Raw genomic sequence first — 18,979 nt, forward strand, 5'->3', positions numbered from 1 at the left:
GATTACAAAAGAACCCTGAATCAGCTAGATTTGGAGTTCTTTTTTGCTTTTTCTAAAGTATCAAAAAAAGAGCCTAACGGCTCTTTTTATACTAAACAATCGAATTATTTAGCGATTTTTGCAAAGTACTCAAGAGTACGAACAAGTTGCGAAGTGTATGACATTTCGTTGTCGTACCATGAAACAACTTTAACTAATTGGTTTCCGTCAACTGTTTGTACTTTAGTTTGAGTAGCGTCAAACAATGAACCAAATGAGATACCTACGATATCTGAAGATACGATAGCGTCTTCAGTGTAACCGTATGATTCGTTTGAAGCTGCTTTCATAGCTGCGTTGATTTCTTCAACTGTTACTTCTTTTTCAAGAGTAGCAACCAATTCAGTTACAGAACCTGTTGGAACTGGAACACGTTGTGCAGCACCGTCAAGTTTACCGTTCAATTCTGGGATTACAAGACCGATAGCTTTAGCAGCACCAGTTGAGTTAGGTACGATGTTAGCTGCAGCAGCACGAGCACGACGAAGATCACCACCACGGTGTGGTCCGTCAAGAACCATTTGGTCACCAGTGTAACCGTGGATTGTAGTCATCAAACCTTGTTTTACACCAAAGTTATCTTGAAGAGCTTTAGCCATTGGAGCCAAACAGTTTGTAGTACATGAAGCACCCGAGATAACTGTTTCAGTACCGTCAAGAATGTCATGGTTAGTGTTGAATACGATTGTTTTAACATCGTTTCCACCAGGAGCTGTGATAACAACTTTTTTCGCACCGTTAGCGTGGATGTGTTGCTCAGCTTTTTCTTTAGATGTAAAGAAACCAGTTGCTTCAAGAACGATTTCTACACCGTCGTTAGCCCAGTCGATGTTTCCTGGTTCGCGTTCTGCAGAAACTTTAACGAATTTACCGTTAACTTCAAAACCACCGTCTTTAACTTCAACTGTACCGTCGAAACGACCTTGAGTTGTGTCATATTTCAACAAGTGAGCAAGCATTGCTGGGTCTGTAAGGTCGTTGATACGAGTAACTTCAACACCTTCAACGTTTTGGATACGACGAAAAGCAAGACGACCGATACGACCGAAACCGTTAATACCAACTTTAACTACCATTTATGATTTCCTCCTTATGAAAATCGTACGTTTAATTTATAAAAGGACAGGCCTTTTACCCAATTGTGAAAAAATTAACTTGTCAGTTTATAAACTAACAAATCGCTTTTCAACATTTCTATTATATACTGAATTGCCATAAAATGCAAGACTTTGACTCAAAAGATTGAAAAAAGATTCACAAAGTTTTCATGTAAATACATTCTATTTTCTAATATTTTTTGCTTGCATCACAAGCAATATAAACTTCGTTTCCATCTATTTCAATTTGAATTTTCCATCGATTGATAAATTGCAAAGACTGTCTTGACTCATTCCACCGAATCAAGAGCAAAACTGCATAGTCATTCTCATCGCTATAAACCAAAAAATCTTTCTCTTGATTGCCAATAAAAACTTTTAATTCTTCCGGCAAGTAAATCTGATAAATTTCTAAAGACATACTTCTTCATCTGCTTCCTCATCGTTATAATAAACCCTCAACTCTTTCTCTCTTAGTTCATAAATAACACCCTAGAAACTAGCCAAAGAAAGTCTCCCATTTTCTAAAAAATGGATAGAGGCACAAATAGAAGAATATTCTGGAAAAACCACTAAAATTTCTTCTTGATCTTCATTATAAACAGGATACAATCTATTTGAAATATAAATAGCGTAGTCCCGCAATTGAAACTGGTGCATATTTTTCCTTCCTACGGACGAAGATATTTCCCCTGACGATCATATGTTCCGATTCTATTGTTTTGCTTATTAAATAATTTCCAGTAACTATCCCCGTGTGGACCATTCCCAGAATTCACCGCACGATCTCGTGACAAACGATAACCTTTGTAATAAAAATCACCAGCTCCACCACCAAGCGCACTTCCCCCCCTTTTTTATTAACAAATGCAGCTAAGGGGAGGCTTCTTCCTCCCCCTTCTAACATCTTTAAAGCACTCCGCTCAAAAATCATACTTATTAATGAATGTTCGAATGTTAAATCATTTTGCCATGAATTTGCATAAGTGATAGAGGAACCTAAATTAACGGACATAAAAATTATTGATATTACTACACTTAATTTTGATAAAATTCTTTTTTATAAAAACCCCTTGTATATTTTTATAAAATTATATCACATAAGCATGAGAGGGGCAATAAATTTTATGCAAAACTCACAAAAACCCTCACAAAGTGAGGGCTTAGAAACAATGATTATTGTCCACCGTTTTTCTTGATGATTTCGTCTTGTACAGATTTTGGTACATCTTCGTAGTGGTCAAATACCATCATGAAGGTACCGCGACCTTGTGTTGCTGAACGAAGAACAGTTGCATAACCGAACATTTCAGCAAGTGGTACATAAGCACGAACGATTTGTGTATTACCACGAGCTTCCATACCATCAACACGTCCACGACGAGCAGTTACGTGACCCATAACGTCTCCGAGATTGTCTTCTGGAGCTGTGATAGTCACAAGCATCATTGGCTCAAGGATAGCTGGTTGAGCTGATTTAGCTGCTTCTTTAAGGGCAAGAGATGCTGCCACTTTGAAGGCTGTTTCAGATGAATCGACATCGTGGTAAGAACCATCGTAAAGTTTTGCTTTCACGTCAACGATTGGGTAACCAGCAAGGACACCGTTAGCCATTGATTCAACCAAACCTTTTTCTACAGCTGGAATGAATTCACGAGGAACCACACCACCAACGATAGCGTTTTCGAATTCGAAACCTTTACCTTCTTCGTTTGGAGTAAATTCAATCCAAACATCACCGAATTGACCTTTACCACCAGATTGACGCTTGAAGAATCCACGTGCTTGTGTAGAAGCGCGGAATGTTTCACGGTATGATACTTGAGGAGCACCTACGTTCGCTTCAACTTTAAATTCACGACGCATACGGTCAACAAGGACATCCAAGTGCAACTCACCCATACCAGAGATAACTGTTTCACCAGTTTCAACGTTTGTTTCAACGCGGAATGTTGGATCTTCTTCAGCAAGTTTTTGAAGGGCAATACCCATCTTGTCTTGGTCAGCCTTAGATTTTGGCTCAACCATCAATTGGATAACTGGTTCTGGAACTTCGATTGACTCAAGGATTACTTTTGCTTTTTCATCAGTCAATGAGTCACCAGTTGTTGTATCTTTCAAACCAACCGCAGCAGCGATATCACCAGCGTAAACTGTTTCAATCTCTTTACGAGTGTTGGCGTGCATTTGAAGGATACGTCCGATACGTTCACGTTTACCTTTAGAAGTATTCAAAACGTATGAACCTGAGTTAAGGATACCTGAGTATACACGGAAGAATGTCAAACGACCTACAAATGGGTCAGTCATGATCTTGAAGGCAAGAGCTGCAAATGGCTCTTCATCAGATGCTGGACGAGTTTCTTCAGCGTCTGTATCTGGATTTACACCTTTGATAGCTGGGATATCAAGTGGGCTTGGCAAGTAGTCAAGAACTGCATCAAGCATCAATTGAACACCTTTGTTTTTGAAGGCTGAACCACACAATACTGGGAAGAATTCAACGTTGATAGTCGCTTTACGGATACCAGCCATCAATTCTTCGTTTGTGATTTCTTCACCTTCAAGGTATTTCATCATCAAATCTTCATCAGTTTCAGCAACTGCTTCGATCAATTTTTCACGGTATTCTTCAGCTTGTTCAAGGTATTCAGCTGGGATATCTTCTTCAAGAATGTCTGTACCAAGGTCGTTAGTATAGATTTCAGCTTTCATCTTGATCAAGTCGATGATTCCGCGGAAGTCATCTTCTGAACCAATTGGCAATTGAATCGGGTGTGCATTTGCTTGCAAACGGTCATGAAGTGTTGATACTGAGTAAAGGAAGTCAGCACCGATTTTATCCATTTTGTTAGCAAATACGATACGTGGTACACCGTATTCAGTCGCTTGACGCCATACTGTTTCTGTTTGAGGCTCAACACCTGATTGAGCATCAAGAACTGTTACAGCACCGTCAAGAACGCGGAGTGAACGTTGTACTTCGATTGTGAAGTCCACGTGTCCTGGTGTGTCGATGATGTTAACACGTGTGTCTTTCCATTGAGCTGTTGTCGCAGCAGATGTGATTGTGATACCACGTTCTTGCTCTTGCTCCATCCAGTCCATTTGTGATGCACCTTCGTGAGTTTCACCGATTTTGTGAATTTTACCAGTGTAGTAAAGGATACGCTCTGTTGTAGTTGTCTTACCGGCATCGACGTGGGCCATGATACCGATGTTACGAGTTTTTTCCAATGAAAATTCGCGTGCCATGAGGTTGTTTCTCCTATAAAATTTTTAGTTTACTTCTTATTATACCATTATTTATAAAAAACGGATAGGCAGGACCTACCCGTTCTATAAATATTCGCTTTTACATGAATTGAATCTAGTTGAGTTCGGACTACAAATTCTGGAAAAATGATAAATCTTCCTAGAGCTTTTAGGCACTTCGTCAGATTTCCTATTTTTCCTTGAATTTTCTTAACATCCTCACATCCTATCTTACCAGCGGAAGTGTGCAAACGCACGGTTTGCTTCTGCCATACGGTGAGTATCTTCACGTTTCTTAACAGATGCACCTGTGTTGTTAGCTGCGTCCATGATTTCTTTTGCAAGACGGTCAACCATAGTGTGCTCACCACGGTTACGAGCGATTGTTACCAACCAACGAAGACCCAATGTTGTACGACGTTCTGGACGAACTTCAACTGGGACTTGGTAGTTAGAACCACCGACACGACGTGCACGTACTTCAAGTACAGGCATGATGTTTTCCATTGCTGTTTCAAATACTTCAAGTGGCTCATTTCCAGTAGCTTCTTTGATTTGTTCAAAAGCACCGTAAACAATTGATGCAGCAGTACCACGTTTACCATCAAGCATAAGACGGTTGATCAAACGAGTTACCAATTTTGAGTTGTACAATGGATCTGGCAATACTTCGCGCTTAGGCGCTTGATTTTTACGACTCATTTAACGAATTCTCCCTTCTTACCCTTTTGGACGTTTAGTACCGTATTTAGAACGGCCTTGTTTACGATCAGTTACACCTGCAGTATCAAGTGCACCACGAACAATATGATAACGTACCCCTGGAAGGTCTTTTACACGTCCACCGCGAAGCAATACTACGCTGTGTTCTTGCAAGTTGTGACCGATACCTGGGATGTAAGCTGTAACTTCGATAAGGTTGCTCAAACGTACACGAGCGAATTTACGAAGGGCTGAGTTAGGTTTTTTAGGTGTCATTGTTCCGACACGAGTTGCAACACCGCGTTTTTGTGGTGATGAAACGTTTGTTTGAACTTTTTTACGGCTGTTGTAACCAACGTTCAAAGCTGATGAATCTGATTTTTCTACTTTTGATTTACGCGGTTTGCGAACCAATTGGTTAATTGTAGGCATCTACATTCTCCTGTATATTTTTTTATTTTTGGTTGATAGGACACTTGGTGACAGTTCCTATCTGTGTGCACTTTTGCAACAATTGTCAGCACGTCTCTGTACACTTTTGAGAGACCAAAAGTAAAAAGTACCGTCTATCATAATAGCATAGACAGCACTCTTTGTCAATGATTTTTTCTTGTTTTTAATCCATTGTGAGCATAGCCTTGATAGTTTTACGGTCATGCATATCTTGGTAGGCTTGGTTGACGTCATCTAAGTGATATGTAGCTGTGAAGACTTTCCCAGGATTGATTTCTCCATCTAAGACCGCTTTTAAGAGGACACTTTTATTATAGGTTGTTACAGAAGCAGGGCCTCCTGCGAAGATAATATTTTTACCGAAATAGTCGCCCATGTTGACATCTTTTGTATGGGGAAGTCCGACACGTCCAACAGCTGCTCCTGGTCGAGCAATCTTAATTGCTGTCTCAGTAGACAGGTGAGTTCCGACACATTCCAAGGCTGCATCTACACCAGCACCATTTGTCAATTCAAGAACTTTAGCAACACCTTCTTCGCCTCGTTCGGCAACAATATCAGTCGCTCCAAATTCAATTGCAAGTTTTTGACGATCTTCATGGCGACTCATCATGATAATGCGCTTAGCGCCCCGCATCTTGGCAGCGATAACAGCACATAGCCCCACCGCTCCATCACCTACGACAGCAACCGTATCTCCAGCTTGAACATTGGCAACACGTGCCGCATGGTAGCCAGTCGGCATCACATCCGCCAAGGCAAGGAAGGACTTAATCATGCCTTCACTGTAGTCGCTTGGCTGACCCGGAACCTTGACCAGAGACCAATCTGCGTGGGTATAGCGCACGTATTCTGCTTGGTAACCGCCACTAAAATTCGTTGCATAAGTATGACTTTGACAACCTCCTTCAAATCCTGCACGGCAAGCCGCACAATGACCGCAGCCATGTGTGAATGGCGCAATGACAAAATCTCCCGGTTTCACGGTATTGATGTCGCTACCCACTGCCTCGACGATACCGATGATTTCATGCCCACTGTTTGCTGAGTGCTCTGCTTTGTTGTCATCTCCGCGATAAGCCCACAAGTCTGAGCCACATACACAAGAGCGCACCACTCGGATAACTGCGTCGTCTTCTTCAAGAATAGTTGGTTTATCAATTTCTGCAACTGCAACTTGACCTGATTTTACAAAAATAGCTGATTTCATTTCGTTTCTCCATTCATTTTTATCTATTATAACATTTTCATTTTTGTTTGACTTTGAAAAAGGTTGAATTAGTGATAATTCATTTTGGTAGGCTACTTTTTATCAGAATACTAGAAAGTTGGGCAAAACAAAAAGCCGTCCCAAAGACAGCTTTTATGTAATTTATAGACTTAGAATCCGCCCATCATTGATGGGTCCATTGCTGGTGCTACTGGAGCAGCTGGTTCTGGTTTGTTAGCCACAACTGCTTCGGTTGTCAAGATAAGACTTGCTACTGAAGCTGCATTTTGAAGGGCAGAGCGAGTCACTTTAACTGGGTCAATAATACCAGTCGCAACCATATCAACCCATTCACCTGTCGCAGCGTTGAAGCCTGTACCAACTTCAGACTGTTTCAAGCGTTCAATCACAACTGAACCTTCATAGCCAGCGTTGTAGGCGATTTGACGAACAGGTTCTTCCAATGCACGAAGGACAATGTTGCGTCCTGTAGCATCGTCGCCTTCCAGTTCAAACGCAGCTACTTTCCCAATCACATTGACAAGGGCAGTACCACCACCGGCAACGATCCCTTCTTCAACGGCTGCACGAGTTGCGTTCAATGCATCCTCAATACGGAGTTTCATCTCTTTCAACTCTGTTTCAGTTGCTGCACCGACCTTGATAACGGCAACACCACCAGCTAATTTTGCCAGACGTTCTTGCAATTTTTCACGGTCAAATTCAGAAGTTGTTGTTTCAATTTGTGATTTGATGAGGTGAACACGATTGGCGATTGCTTCTTGGTTACCAGCACCTTCTACGATGACTGTAGAATCTTTGTCGACACTCACTTTAGCAGCTTGCCCAAGCACCGCCATTGTTGCTTCTTTTAAATCAAGACCAAGATCCTCAGTCACCACGGTACCGCCTGTCAAGATGGCAATGTCTTCAAGCATAGCCTTGCGACGATCCCCAAAGCCAGGAGCTTTAACGGCAACCACATTGAATGTTCCACGGATCTTGTTGAGAACAAGAGTCGGAAGGGCTTCACCGTCTACGTCATCTGCGATAATCAGGAGCGGACGGTTTGTTTTTAGGATTTCCTCTAAGAGTGGGAGAATGTCTTGGATGTTAGAAATTTTCTTGTCTGTAATCAAGATGTATGGGTTGTCAAGGTCGGCAACCATTTTTTCATTATCCGTCACCATGTATTGAGACAAGTAACCACGGTCAAATTGCATTCCTTCGACCACTTCAAGTTCTGTTTCCATACCGCGAGACTCTTCGATTGTGATAACACCGTCGTTACCCACGCGCTCCATGGCTTCTGAAATGTACTCACCAACTTTTTCAGAACGTGATGACACGGCAGCTACTTGGGCGATTGCTTCTTTGCTTGAAACAGGCTGAGCAATGACTTTCAACTCTTCTACCGCAGCAGCAACAGCTGTTTCAATTCCGCGACGGATGCCGATTGGGTTAGCACCCGCAGTAACGTTTTTAAGACCTTCGCGAACAACAGCCTGCGTCAAGACAGTTGCAGTTGTCGTCCCGTCACCAGCGATGTCGTTTGTTTTTGATGCGACTTCGGACACGAGTTTCGCACCCATGTTTTCGAAATGGTCTTCCAATTCGATTTCTTTTGCAATTGTCACACCGTCATTGGTAATCAGTGGTGAACCAAAGGCTTTTTCCAATACTACATTGCGACCTTTTGGTCCAAGAGTCACTTTGACCGTATCTGCTAAAATATCAACACCACGGACCATGGCACTACGTGCGTCTGCTGAAAATTTAATATCTTTTGCCATCATTATTTCCTCTTACTTACTATTTACTTACTATTTCTATTGTCAAACTTAAAGAGCTTTGATTAGCCCAAGATTGCCAAAATGTCACTTTCACGGACAATAGCGAGTTTTTCGTCTCCGTCCTTGATGTCAATCCCTGCGCCATTTTCCACAAGTACCAGATCATCAACTGCTACGCTCGGTGCAATCAAATCACCATTCAAGGTGCGCAGACCTTGACCAATCGCTACAACGGTCGCTTTCTTTGTCGCTTCATGTGATTTTCCTGCAAGGACAAAGCCGCCTGCTGTTTGCTCTTCAACTTCTTCAAATTTTACGACCACTCGGTCGCCTAATGGTTTTAACATAAGATTCCTCCCTTGATTTTTTATACTTTTTAGCACTCTTTTGTCTCAAGTGCTAATTCACATTTCTTATTGTATCACTCGGTCAAAAATAGTCAAGAAATACATCATGATTTTAGAAATTTTGCCCAAACTAAAAAGAGGAAATTTCCTCTTTTTAATGATGACTTAAAAGATGACTTAAAAAGGGAGGGTTTCCTCTTCCAAGACCAAATCAGCTAAATCTTCCGCGACATTATTTTCTCGCATAGCTCGCTGCGCTCGGCTTTCGAGCAGTTGGAAGCTGGAACCAATCACTTCTGTTACATATCGGGTTTGTCCATCCTTTTCATACTTGCGAGTCCGCAATTCGCCATCCAAGGAAATCAAGCTGCCCTTTGTTCCATAACTTGCCAAGGTATCTGCCAGTTTTCCCCAGAAAACAACGTTGATAAAATCAGCTTCTCGCTCACCATTTTCTGCCTTGAATCTGCGATTGACAGCGACGGTCACACGGGCGACGCTTTTCTTATTTGGGGTCTGACTTACTTCAGGAGTCGCTGTCAAGCGACCAATCAAGATAACTTTATTGTACATTTTTCATCCTCCTATCTATTTATTCGCAAATTCTGTGAAAAATCTCCTTTTTAGACTATTTTTGTTATAATTTTTCAAAAGGAGGCAAATATGGTCAATCTCGAAAATTATCGTGCTATGTTGGAACAGCCGTGGGGGAAGATTCAGTACGAAATCACCTTTGCACAACTTGCACATCTAGAAGGTAAACAAATCTTAGATTTTGGAGCTGGTTTTGGACTGGTTAGTCAATTTTTGGCAAAGAAAAATCAGGTGACCGCCGTCGAACCCAATGCAGATATGCTGGATATAGAAACAGAGACCGATTACCAAAAAGTATTAGGAAGTCTAGAGAAACTAGCTGCTTTTCCGGATAAGAGTTTCGATGTCATCACCTGCCACAATGTGCTAGAATACGTCGCTCCGGCTGAACGTCCGAATTATCTCGCAGAATTCAACCGTCTGCTCAAAGACGACGGTAAGTTATCCATCATCAAGCACAATCAAGTCGGGAAAGTGCTCCAAAACGTCGTTTTTTCAAACGATGTCGATACCGCACTAGACTTGCTAGCTGGCGGTGACTTCCACAGTCAATCATTCGCCCAAGGCAGCACCTACTCCTTAGACGAATTGCTTGAGCTATCAGGTTTGGAGCTAGAAAACTACCAAGCCATCCGTACATTTTATAGCCTGCAGCCCAATCACTTCAAAACCGAACCCGGCTGGCTAGAAAAAATGACCAAAGTCGAACTCGCCGTCTGCGACCAAACTCCTTACAAGGACATTAGCTTTTTGCAGCATGTTTGGTTGAGGAAATAGGAGGAAATTATGAAAGAAATCTTACAGAAGCAACTGGAAACGAACGAAAATTATTCCCAAGAGCAACTGACTTGGCTCATCGAGCATATCGGTGACGAAAATCCCCAAATCCGTGACGAGCTGGTCTATGCTAGCTTTTGCCATGCCATACTAGATGCCTTATTAACGCCAGAAGATTATCACTGGCTACTTCAGCAACTCTGGGAACACGGAAGTGTCACAAGTCCCCACACGCCCACTCGGTCTTTTACAGCCTTAGTTCTAGCTCTATTTCTATATGTGGATAGTCTAGAGGGAAGTCCTTATGAAAATAGACTAACTACAACAGACAAAGTGCAACTTTTCCAAGCCGCTCTGCAATTTCTATCAAATAAAACAGATAGCCGAGGTTGGGACGAGCAACTGGGCTGGCTACATGCCATCGCTCACGGAGCCGACTTCCTCCTGACAGCAGCCTGTCATCCAGATTTTCCAAAGGAAGACTTGGACAAGGTCTGGCAAAGTGTCCTATCCGTTTTCCAAAAGCAAACAAAAACGTTTTCTGCTGGCGAAGACCAGCGATTGGCAAATGTCATTGTTCAGTTAATCTTATCGGAAAAATTGTCTCCAGAAGAGTTGATTGACTTCTTAAAAACGACTACTCTTCCAAATCAAGAACCGCAAGACTATTTCGCCTATCTCAATTTCCAGCATTTTTTTCAGAAAATTTATCTAGACTTGGATAAGGAAAATCAGTTATCTGAAAATTTGAAGCTGGCAATTCAAGAGTGCTTAATCAACTAAAAAAGACGGAACGATTCGTCTTTTTATCTATGCATTCCAATGTTTCTCTGCATCAAAAGAAGCTCCCACTTCTGCATCTGCAGCTAGTTCAATAATTCCGCGTACTTGTGGAGCATTTAGCAATTCCAACTCACGCGCACTACATAGCATCCCGAAGCTGTCTTCGCCGCGCAATTGACCTGGGAAGATAAAGCTTCCATTTGGCATCATAGCACCTGGCAAGGCTGCAACTGTCTTCAAACCTTGAGCTGCATTTGGCGCACCACAAACAATTTGTACCACTTGACCATCGTGGATCTCCACTTGACAAATATGGAGGTGGTCGCTATCTGGATGATCCACCATTTCCTTGATTTGTGCAACAACAAATTTTGGTCCAGCATCGTTAATCAAGCGCTCAGAGAAACCTTCTTTTTCTAACTCAGCATTTAAGACCGCCACTTGCTCGTCCGTCAAGAAAACCTGGCCACGGTCTGCGATTTCCACCAAGGTAGAAAGATCAAAGATATTCCAAGCCACTGTCTCCCCGTTTTCTTCCAAATAGACACGCGCTACATTTCCCTTACGCTCAACGGTACGCTTGGCATCCTTCGCTTCCTTGACCAAAACCATCAAGGTATCACCGACATGTTCCTTGTTATATGTAAAAATCATCTATTTCAATCCTTCTAAAAATGTTACAATTTCTTTTTTACTTTTTCGATTTTTATCGACAAATCTGCCCAATTCCTGACCATTTTGCACAACTACAAAACTTGGAATCCCGAAGATATCCCATTGCTGAGCCACTTCTATAAATTCATCACGGTCAACCCGAACAAAGGTAAACTCTGGATTCTCTGCTTCAATTTCGGGCATGGCAGGGTAGATAAATTGGCAATCTGGGCACCAATCTGCTGTGAAAAAGAAGACCGTTTTCTGGTCTTTTTCGATATAAGACGCGATTTCTTCAAAACTAGTTGGAATAATCATTTTTCTTCCTCCTCGTAGGCAATCTCTCCTGCGTGATTTTCAAAAGTATAGACCTGGCCCGTTTCCATGACTACGCCTCCTTTTAGCAAATCTGCACTGGATTCTGCTTCATAAATGAATACCGTAGCAATCGGTCCCAGTTCCGCAAAAAATTGTCGCACCTGCACTAAAGCCTGTGCCTTTTTCTTTTCTTCCTGGACTTTCATATAATAACGCGCGCTAGCCGCAAGAATCCCAGTCCCCAAGACTCCTGCTAAAACAGCTGTCTTTTTCTTGTTCATGCAAACAATTTTACCATAAAACATGGTAAAATAATAGCAATAGGAGGTCATTATGACAAATCAATTATTCGATAAAATCAAGGAAGTAACAGAGCTTCAAGGCGTTTCTGGTTTTGAGGGACCTGTTCGTAACTATCTTCGCGACCGCATCACGCCGCACGTTGACCGCATTGAAACAGACGGTCTGGGCAGCATCTTTGGTATCAAGGACAGCCAAGCCGAACAGGCACCGCGCATCATGGTCGCAGCCCATATGGATGAAGTTGGTTTTATGATTAGTGATATCAAGGCAGACGGAACTTTCCGCGCTGTTGCTCTTGGTGGTTGGAATCCGCTCGTTGTATCAAGCCAGCGCTTCACTCTTCAGCTACAAGACGGCCGTCACATTCCAATCATTTCAGGCTCAATGCCTCCTCACCTTTCTCGTGGCAATAACGGAGCTGCAGCTCTTCCTGCTATCGGTGATGTGATTTTTGACGCTGGATTCACTTCTAAAGAAGAAGCTATGGAATACGGCGTACGTCCTGGTGACACTATCACCCCTCTAAGCGAAGCAACCTTGACTGCCAACGGTAAAAACGTCATCTCAAAAGCTTGGGACAACCGCTACGGCGTACTGATGGTTTCTGAACTCTTGGAAAGCCTCTCTGGCACCCAACTTAATAACCAACTAATCGCCGGTGCAACTGTACAAGAAGAGGTTGGCCTACGCGGCGGACATACTTCTGCCACAAAATTTGACCCTGAAATCTTCCTCGCCGTTGACTGCTCACCAGCCGGCGACGTCTTTGGAGACCAAGGAAAAATCGGCGATGGAACCCTTCTTCGTTTCTACGACCCAGGACACATCATGTTACCAAACATGAAAGACTTCCTCTTGACAACTGCTGAGGAAGCTGGTGTGAAATTCCAATACTATTGCGCCAAAGGTGGTACGGACGCAGGTGCAGCCCATCTTAAAAATAGCGGTATCCCATCTACCACAATCGGGGTCTGCGCACGCTACATCCACTCTCATCAAACTCTCTACAACATGGACGATTTCTTACAGGCTCAAGCTTTCTTGCAAGCCATCGTGAAAAAATTAGACCGTTCAACAGTTGATTTGATCAAGAAATATTAAAAAAGAACCCTCTGGCGGGATGAGCCGGAGGGTTTTTCATTATTTTTTTATGCCTGCTAATTTACGTACTTCTGGAATACGTTGTAGCTGAGGAAGAAGGGCCATTGTCGTAAAGACACGAATTGGTAATTCAAATATTTTCAACCAACGACCTGCGATAAATTGAGCCACAAATGGAACACCAAAGTAAATCTGAATTAAGAGTGGTGTAAAGATAAATGTCCCAAATAGCAAGATTACTGCCATTGCTACCGTTACATGCACCCAATCTTTTTTATTGTTCCAATCCAGCTTTTTCCCATAGAAGAAAAAGCCGTAGAGGGCGCCTTGGACTGCTTCCATCAAGGTCCACCAAATGATAAAATCTGCTCCGCCTTTTGTCAGCATATCGACAATATCAATCAAGAAAAGACTGACGAAGCCCCAAAGTGGGCCACCAATCATCCCAATCACCGTATGAACGATAAAGGTAAAGGCCACCACCAATTGTTTGGGGATGATCGTGATAGAAAATTTCTCCACAATCAAGGTCAAGGCAATCAACATGGCTAAGGAAGCCAAGAGTTGAACAGATACACGAGGATTTTTGTTTTTCATAAATGCTCCTTTTTACTTGGAGCTGTCTAGGAATTTCCTTTGACAGCGGATGCAATGGTTTACCGCGCTTTCGCTTCGTTGTGCGGCAACATCCCATCCACACACACTTAACGCAAACCACCTACTCTGTGCAAATTGCTTTGCTCTTCTATTTTAACACATTCAGAAAAAATTGACTACTCCTATATATTAAGCTATAATGAAAGCGTATAATATATATACAAAAGGAGAAAATATGAAAAAGAACTTTTTTAAAGCACTATTGCTTTCTTTAACGGCAGGAGCACTGCTACTAACGGCTTCGATGGTAAGCGCCGACTCATATGTCTATCGGCTCTACAATCCACGTAACGGCGAACACCTCTATACGACAGATGCCAATGAACGCGACGTCCTTTTCTTCAATCGCGGATGGGGGTATGAAGGAGATGGTTGGGTAGCTCCCGATCAAGGAACACCTGTCTATCGCCTCTACAATCGTGGTCTGCAGAACCACCTTTACACTTCTGACCTCAATGAAGTAAACGTCTTAACAAGCCGACACGGTTGGACAAAAGACAACAACGGTAAACCTGTCTTTTATTCAGGTGGTGAAACAAATATTTACCGTGTCTACAATCCAAAACTACGTGGATTGCACCACTGGACAACGGATGCTAATGAATACAATGTCCTTCCTCGTCACGGTTGGAGACAAGAAGGAGTTAAGTTCAAAGGTACTGCAATTGGCAAACAAATCCGTACCCAATATTTCGATCCAAATGCAGACATCATAGCTGGTGATCTTGGTAACTCTGAATGGATCTTCCTTCGAAGTGATGATGCTGCATGGGTTGCCGAAGATGCACTCAATGACCCAAGTTCTGAATTTCACCAATATCAAGATTATGAAGTTGTCGAACTAAAAACATCAAATGGTGCCACTTTCTACTCTGTAGACTTTTTCAACTAAGAATATTGCCCCTTACTGGGGCTTTTTGATTGCAAAAAAGAAGACTAGTATAAGCTAGTCCTCTCTTTTTTATTATTTACTATTTTTCAATTTTTCAACGTCACGGGCAATCATCAACTCTTCATCTGTTGAGATAACCAATACTTTGACTTTTGATTCAGGAGTTGTGATGTCGCCACGGTAGCCGAATACATTTTTCTCAGGATCGATTTCCATACCAAACCATGACAAACCTGCAATCACGTCTTGACGCATCAAGTAGGCATTTTCACCCATACCTGCTGTGAAGACGATAGCGTCTGCACCATTTAAGACAGCGAAGTATTGACCGATAAATTTCTTGATACGGTCGATAAAGATGTTGTAAGCCAACATTGCATCAGGATTTTTAGCTTGAATACCTGCTTCGATATCACGCATATCGCTAAATCCACCTGAAACTCCAGCAAGACCTGATTTTTTGTTAAGCATGTTGACAACATCAGCTGCATCTTTCAACTCAGGGTCTTGTGCAATCAAGTATGGAATGATAGCTGGGTCAATGTCCCCTGAACGAGTTCCCATCATAGGACCTGCAAGTGGTGTGAAGCCCATTGATGTATCAACAGACTCACCATGGTAGTTAGCTGTGATAGATACACCGTTCCCGATATGAGCTGTAATTAATTTCAATTCTTCTAATGGACGGCCCAACATTTTCGCAGCTTCTTGTGCGACATATTTGTGACTTGTTCCGTGTGCACCATACTTACGAACCTTGTTCTCTGTGTAATATTTTTGAGGAATTGGATACATGTAAGCATATTTTGGAAGTGTTGTGTGGAATGATGTATCAAACACCACGACACTTGTAATATCTGGCAAGATATCTCTGAAAGCACGGATACCAGCTGCTGCACCTGGATTGTGAAGCGGTGCAAGAAGTGACAATTCCTCTACTTGCTCGATAACTTTTTCATCAACCAAAGCTGACTCTTTGAAGTACTCACCACCCGCAACGACACGGTGACCAACACCTGTAATCTCTGCAAAATCAGAGATGATGCCGTGTTTCAATAGGTCTTCTAACAAAATTTTTACTGCCACAACATGGTCTGGAATATCCAAGATTTGTTGGTCTTCTTCTTTTCCAAATTTAACTGTTGAGATTGAGTCTCCTAGACCGATACGCTCAATCAAGCCTTTTGCAAGAACTCCTTCTTCTGGCATTTGATAAAGTTGCCATTTCAAACTAGAGCTACCTGCATTGATTGCAATTGTTTTAGACATAATTTTCCCCTTTAAGCGTTTTCCTCATAAGTATATCAAAATTTCACTTACTTTGCATGTCCTTCATGCCATTTTTTAAAATTGTTTGTGAATTCCTGCAAGGCCTTGGCATCCTGCAAATCTTGAAGTGGGTAGACAAATGTTTGAGATGGATTTTCCGTTTTTTTCTGTAAGACAAAAATAGATTTTGCCATGCTTTGTGTCCCAAAAAGACTAGCCGGTAAAGCAATCATAGCTACCACACTGGCATGACTAGTCAACCATTTTTTCAACAAGTCGCTCTGCGGGCTAGTCAAGAGGTCATTCGGCGCTAAGAAAATAGCGTAGCCTTCTTGCTCCAGATATTTGAGCGATTGTTCCATGAGCAAATGGTGGGCGTAGGTATGTTCTTGACTGCTCGCCACGTCATATCGCTGTGCAATCTTGTCATCCGGATAATAGCCAATCGGCAGGTCGCTGATAATCACTTGACTTTCTTTCAAAATCTGTGGACGTACCGCATCACCTTGGGCAAAACTCATTTGGCTACCGACAACATCTGCAATGCTGGCTGATAAATCAATCAAGAGGTCGTCGACCTCGATTCCTAGGTAATCTAGCTGTTTCAGGCTATGATTGAGAATGGTCTGCGCCAGATTTCCCGTACCAGAACCGATTTCTAATACGGTAACATCCTTGGCTAGCACTAAGTTATCCAGTAAAAAAGTCAAAATAAAGCCGATGCTGTCTGGGGTAAACTGGTGATTGTACTGGAGAGGCTCCGTTTGATTAGCCTTGATAAATAAAAATTGAAAAGCCCTGCGCCACTCTTCAGCGGACAGGTTGAGACTTTTCAGTTTTTGATTGTTGGCTAGGACAATTTCTGAGTCACTTTCCGTGCTCAAATAAGCTGCATTTTGCTCAATCATGGCATCGTAGATATTGGTTGACAGAGCGTTTTGGATGGTTTGGACGTTTTCTAATAGCAGATCATAAGCCTGTTCAATTTTTTCAAAATTCATATATTTATGATACCAAATTTCACTTTTTTTCGCCATATTATAAAGGAAAGAAGTACTGGTAGGTTGGTCCTGATTTGAGGCTAACAACAACTTCAAGCTGCTGGTCCGTTTGCTGGTAGCGACTTTCTCCATCTGTAAAGACCAATTTTCCCTGCTGATTGCTTGCATTTTTCAAATCTACATTGTCACGCGTCAGCTGCGCCATCAGATAAGCTTGGCTACTATTGCGACTCGCCATATGCTCTTGCGCGAGAGCGTTTTGATTTCGCAAATAGAATTGTAGCAAGAAACTAAAGACCGCTAGCATGAGTAGGGTATAAAGCAGGATGCCACCACTAACTTTTTTCTGTAAAATCATAAACAAAACTCCGTTTTTTACCATTCTCAAAAGAAAATTCGATTTCGACTAATTTTCCCTCTTGCCTCATAAATACATCCCTGAGTCCATAAAGCATGGGCTGATAACCCTGCCCCTTTTGGTTGGTTTTCCGAAAATCATCCGACTTGGACAAACCAAAAGCGAGTTCCTGCTTGTTTTTTTCGACATAAAGTCGCTGATTCTCAACTTTCTGCAACCGTACACCGTCTAATTCGCTCCGAAATTGTTCCGAAAAGACCTGCCAATCTCGGTCAATATTCTTCGTCTGATAGTGCATATCCTGGCGCAACAGACGTGTCAATCCTTCAAAAACCAAGACGCTTCCTGACAAGACAAATAAGGAAATCAGACATTCCAACAAGGTGAAAGCTGCCATTTTCTTAGTCTTTTTCCACAAGAATAATCTCCTTTCCTTGGCTAAAAACTTGTATTTTATGCTGATTGCGCTCAACCTGGACGGAAAGGCCATTCTTTTCCAAATGAGCCTGTCTGGTCTGCACCGCCATTTTCATCACATTATACAACTCCTGCTCTTTTATCATGCTCTCCTGTCTCTGCCTAGAAAGGTCAATCGCCGACAAAAACAAGCTGACAACCATTGCCAAAATCCCCAGTGACATCAAACTTTCCAGCAAAATATAGGCCTTATTTTTCCGACTTTTTATAACGACCACTCCCCATATACAACTGATAATAGACCCGTTTCTCTCCTATCTGAAACTCTAATTTTGCTAAAGAAGAATTTCCACCCTTTTTATCAAAATCAATCACAGCTCCGCGAACCAACTGAACCGTCCGAGGAAGTTTTACCTGCTGAAATCCATTTTTCACTCCATCCTGATCAACAGTCAGCTGCACAGCTTGCTGAGAGGTCACCGCCAAACGCTGACTATTTTTATAAACCTGTTCAAATTCCAAAAAGAAGAGTTGTTCCTCCACCTGATGAAAAACTGTTTGAACTGAACCTGACAAAGCAACCGCTAAAAAGCTTGTAACAAATAGGGTTAAGAGACTTTCTAGCAGGGTAAAGGCAGCTAGTTTACGGCGCAACACTGGCTGACTGTCCCTTGTGTTTTGCATAGTATTCCTTGTAGGTTTGTGACTGCTCGCTAGTGATCGAGCCGCTCTCTACCAATTTTGCCAAGCTCGCATCTCCCATATTGTAGAGTTCGTAAAGTTCTGCCTGACTCTCCACAACCTTGATAACCGCCGCTGCACCTGTTTCCTTGACTTTGTCTTTTTGTTGGCTAAGATTCGGTACGAAGAGGAGCAAAAGAACACTGATGATAACCAGTACAACTAACATTTCTACTAAAGTGAAGGCTTTAGCTTTCATTTTTAACAATCGTTTCATA

25 protein-coding genes and 1 riboswitch are annotated in these 18,979 nt (G+C 42.2%); of the genes, 4 read left to right on the plus strand and 21 right to left on the minus strand.

All coding sequences use genetic code 11. The features are described 5' to 3' along the window. Nucleotides 1-104 precede the first annotated feature (104 nt). The 10 genes from gap to ABID27_RS07680 all read right to left on the minus strand — a co-directional run bounded on the left by gap (nucleotide 105) and on the right by ABID27_RS07680 (nucleotide 9,469). On the minus strand, nucleotides 105-1,115 hold the full coding sequence (gene gap, locus ABID27_RS07635) for a type I glyceraldehyde-3-phosphate dehydrogenase (protein ID WP_253365456.1): 1,011 nt from the start codon (nucleotides 1,113-1,115) through the stop codon (nucleotides 105-107). 211 nt (nucleotides 1,116-1,326) lie between these two features. Continuing rightward, the gene (locus ABID27_RS07640) at nucleotides 1,327-1,557 is read right to left on the minus strand and encodes a hypothetical protein (RefSeq protein WP_354281363.1); all 231 of its coding nucleotides are present in this window, start codon (nucleotides 1,555-1,557) and stop codon (nucleotides 1,327-1,329) included. 354 nt (nucleotides 1,558-1,911) lie between these two features. Beyond that, nucleotides 1,912-2,151 carry a hypothetical protein gene (locus tag ABID27_RS07645; protein ID WP_253365452.1) on the minus strand — a complete coding sequence of 80 codons (240 nt, stop codon included), beginning with the start codon at nucleotides 2,149-2,151 and terminating at the stop codon, nucleotides 1,912-1,914. Nucleotides 2,152-2,312: 161 nt separating this feature from the next. Next, nucleotides 2,313-4,391, minus strand: a complete 2,079-nt coding sequence (fusA, locus tag ABID27_RS07650) for an elongation factor G (RefSeq protein ID WP_253365451.1) — start codon at nucleotides 4,389-4,391, stop codon at nucleotides 2,313-2,315. Between the two features lie 231 nt (nucleotides 4,392-4,622). Then, nucleotides 4,623-5,093, minus strand: a complete 471-nt coding sequence (rpsG, locus tag ABID27_RS07655) for a 30S ribosomal protein S7 (protein WP_253365449.1) — start codon at nucleotides 5,091-5,093, stop codon at nucleotides 4,623-4,625. An 18-nt stretch (nucleotides 5,094-5,111) separates the two neighbouring features. Further along, nucleotides 5,112-5,525 (minus strand): 30S ribosomal protein S12, encoded by a 414-nt coding sequence (rpsL, locus tag ABID27_RS07660; protein ID WP_354281366.1) that lies wholly within the window; start codon nucleotides 5,523-5,525, stop codon nucleotides 5,112-5,114. Between the two features lie 184 nt (nucleotides 5,526-5,709). Beyond that, complete coding sequence (locus tag ABID27_RS07665) at nucleotides 5,710-6,756, minus strand: zinc-dependent alcohol dehydrogenase family protein (RefSeq protein ID WP_253365445.1); 1,047 nt, start codon at nucleotides 6,754-6,756, stop codon at nucleotides 5,710-5,712. Nucleotides 6,757-6,926: 170 nt separating this feature from the next. Further along, entirely contained in the window at nucleotides 6,927-8,549 is a 1,623-nt protein-coding gene (gene groL, locus ABID27_RS07670; protein ID WP_354281440.1) for a chaperonin GroEL, read from the minus strand. 62 nt (nucleotides 8,550-8,611) lie between these two features. Next, complete coding sequence (gene groES / locus ABID27_RS07675; RefSeq protein WP_253365443.1) at nucleotides 8,612-8,896, minus strand: co-chaperone GroES; 285 nt, start codon at nucleotides 8,894-8,896, stop codon at nucleotides 8,612-8,614. Between the two features lie 177 nt (nucleotides 8,897-9,073). Then, a complete protein-coding gene (locus ABID27_RS07680; protein WP_354281368.1) occupies nucleotides 9,074-9,469 on the minus strand; it encodes a single-stranded DNA-binding protein in 396 nt (131 codons plus the stop codon). A 90-nt stretch (nucleotides 9,470-9,559) separates the two neighbouring features. Between ABID27_RS07680 and ABID27_RS07685 the strand changes: the two genes are divergently transcribed. Continuing rightward, nucleotides 9,560-10,267 carry a class I SAM-dependent methyltransferase gene (locus ABID27_RS07685; RefSeq protein WP_354281370.1) on the plus strand — a complete coding sequence of 236 codons (708 nt, stop codon included), beginning with the start codon at nucleotides 9,560-9,562 and terminating at the stop codon, nucleotides 10,265-10,267. 9 nt (nucleotides 10,268-10,276) lie between these two features. Further along, entirely contained in the window at nucleotides 10,277-11,050 is a 774-nt protein-coding gene (locus tag ABID27_RS07690; protein WP_354281372.1) for a DUF2785 domain-containing protein, read from the plus strand. Nucleotides 11,051-11,077: 27 nt separating this feature from the next. Here the strand turns inward: ABID27_RS07690 and ytpR are convergent, their stop codons facing one another. Genes ytpR through ABID27_RS07705 form a run of 3 tightly spaced genes read right to left on the minus strand, consistent with a single transcriptional unit; the run spans nucleotide 11,078 to nucleotide 12,303 of the window. Further along, entirely contained in the window at nucleotides 11,078-11,704 is a 627-nt protein-coding gene (ytpR, locus tag ABID27_RS07695) for a YtpR family tRNA-binding protein (protein WP_354281374.1), read from the minus strand. Continuing rightward, nucleotides 11,705-12,022, minus strand: coding sequence for a thioredoxin family protein (locus tag ABID27_RS07700; protein ID WP_354281376.1), 318 nt, complete (start codon nucleotides 12,020-12,022; stop codon nucleotides 11,705-11,707). Beyond that, nucleotides 12,019-12,303 carry a DUF4651 domain-containing protein gene (locus ABID27_RS07705; protein WP_253365430.1) on the minus strand — a complete coding sequence of 95 codons (285 nt, stop codon included), beginning with the start codon at nucleotides 12,301-12,303 and terminating at the stop codon, nucleotides 12,019-12,021. The genes ABID27_RS07700 and ABID27_RS07705 overlap by 4 nt, the downstream gene beginning before the upstream one ends. Before the next feature lie 52 nt (nucleotides 12,304-12,355). Between ABID27_RS07705 and pepA the strand changes: the two genes are divergently transcribed. After that, nucleotides 12,356-13,426 carry a glutamyl aminopeptidase gene (gene pepA / locus ABID27_RS07710; RefSeq protein WP_354281378.1) on the plus strand — a complete coding sequence of 357 codons (1,071 nt, stop codon included), beginning with the start codon at nucleotides 12,356-12,358 and terminating at the stop codon, nucleotides 13,424-13,426. A gap of 39 nt (nucleotides 13,427-13,465) precedes the next feature. On the opposite strand, the gene ABID27_RS07715 is transcribed toward pepA, so the two are convergent. Next, nucleotides 13,466-14,023, minus strand: coding sequence for a folate family ECF transporter S component (locus ABID27_RS07715; protein WP_354281380.1), 558 nt, complete (start codon nucleotides 14,021-14,023; stop codon nucleotides 13,466-13,468). A 41-nt stretch (nucleotides 14,024-14,064) separates the two neighbouring features. Beyond that, a riboswitch (THF riboswitch) is annotated at nucleotides 14,065-14,154 on the minus strand. A 104-nt stretch (nucleotides 14,155-14,258) separates the two neighbouring features. On the opposite strand from ABID27_RS07715, the gene ABID27_RS07720 reads away from it, so the two are divergent. Next, nucleotides 14,259-14,975, plus strand: a complete 717-nt coding sequence (locus ABID27_RS07720) for a hypothetical protein (protein ID WP_354281382.1) — start codon at nucleotides 14,259-14,261, stop codon at nucleotides 14,973-14,975. A gap of 72 nt (nucleotides 14,976-15,047) precedes the next feature. Here ABID27_RS07720 and ABID27_RS07725 read toward each other — a convergent pair whose 3' ends face one another. Genes ABID27_RS07725 through comGC form a run of 7 tightly spaced genes read right to left on the minus strand, consistent with a single transcriptional unit; the run spans nucleotide 15,048 to nucleotide 18,978 of the window. Continuing rightward, a complete protein-coding gene (locus tag ABID27_RS07725) occupies nucleotides 15,048-16,244 on the minus strand; it encodes an acetate kinase (RefSeq protein ID WP_253365421.1) in 1,197 nt (398 codons plus the stop codon). A gap of 47 nt (nucleotides 16,245-16,291) precedes the next feature. Next, on the minus strand, nucleotides 16,292-17,245 hold the full coding sequence (locus tag ABID27_RS07730; RefSeq protein WP_253365419.1) for a class I SAM-dependent methyltransferase: 954 nt from the start codon (nucleotides 17,243-17,245) through the stop codon (nucleotides 16,292-16,294). Between the two features lie 37 nt (nucleotides 17,246-17,282). Continuing rightward, nucleotides 17,283-17,603 (minus strand): competence type IV pilus minor pilin ComGG, encoded by a 321-nt coding sequence (gene comGG, locus ABID27_RS07735; protein WP_354281384.1) that lies wholly within the window; start codon nucleotides 17,601-17,603, stop codon nucleotides 17,283-17,285. After that, the gene (gene comGF / locus ABID27_RS07740; RefSeq protein ID WP_253365416.1) at nucleotides 17,581-18,021 is read right to left on the minus strand and encodes a competence type IV pilus minor pilin ComGF; all 441 of its coding nucleotides are present in this window, start codon (nucleotides 18,019-18,021) and stop codon (nucleotides 17,581-17,583) included. Before comGF ends, comGG begins: the two co-directional genes overlap by 23 nt. After that, the gene (gene comGE / locus ABID27_RS07745; protein ID WP_253365414.1) at nucleotides 18,005-18,244 is read right to left on the minus strand and encodes a competence type IV pilus minor pilin ComGE; all 240 of its coding nucleotides are present in this window, start codon (nucleotides 18,242-18,244) and stop codon (nucleotides 18,005-18,007) included. Before comGE ends, comGF begins: the two co-directional genes overlap by 17 nt. 25 nt (nucleotides 18,245-18,269) lie before the next feature. Then, the gene (gene comGD, locus ABID27_RS07750) at nucleotides 18,270-18,704 is read right to left on the minus strand and encodes a competence type IV pilus minor pilin ComGD (RefSeq protein WP_253365412.1); all 435 of its coding nucleotides are present in this window, start codon (nucleotides 18,702-18,704) and stop codon (nucleotides 18,270-18,272) included. Beyond that, nucleotides 18,664-18,978, minus strand: coding sequence for a competence type IV pilus major pilin ComGC (comGC, locus tag ABID27_RS07755; protein ID WP_253365410.1), 315 nt, complete (start codon nucleotides 18,976-18,978; stop codon nucleotides 18,664-18,666). The genes comGD and comGC overlap by 41 nt, the downstream gene beginning before the upstream one ends. Nucleotide 18,979 lies beyond the last annotated feature (1 nt).

This window comes from Streptococcus gallinaceus, from assembly GCF_040545695.1.
GTDB classification, from domain to species: Bacteria; Bacillota; Bacilli; order Lactobacillales; family Streptococcaceae; genus Streptococcus; species Streptococcus gallinaceus.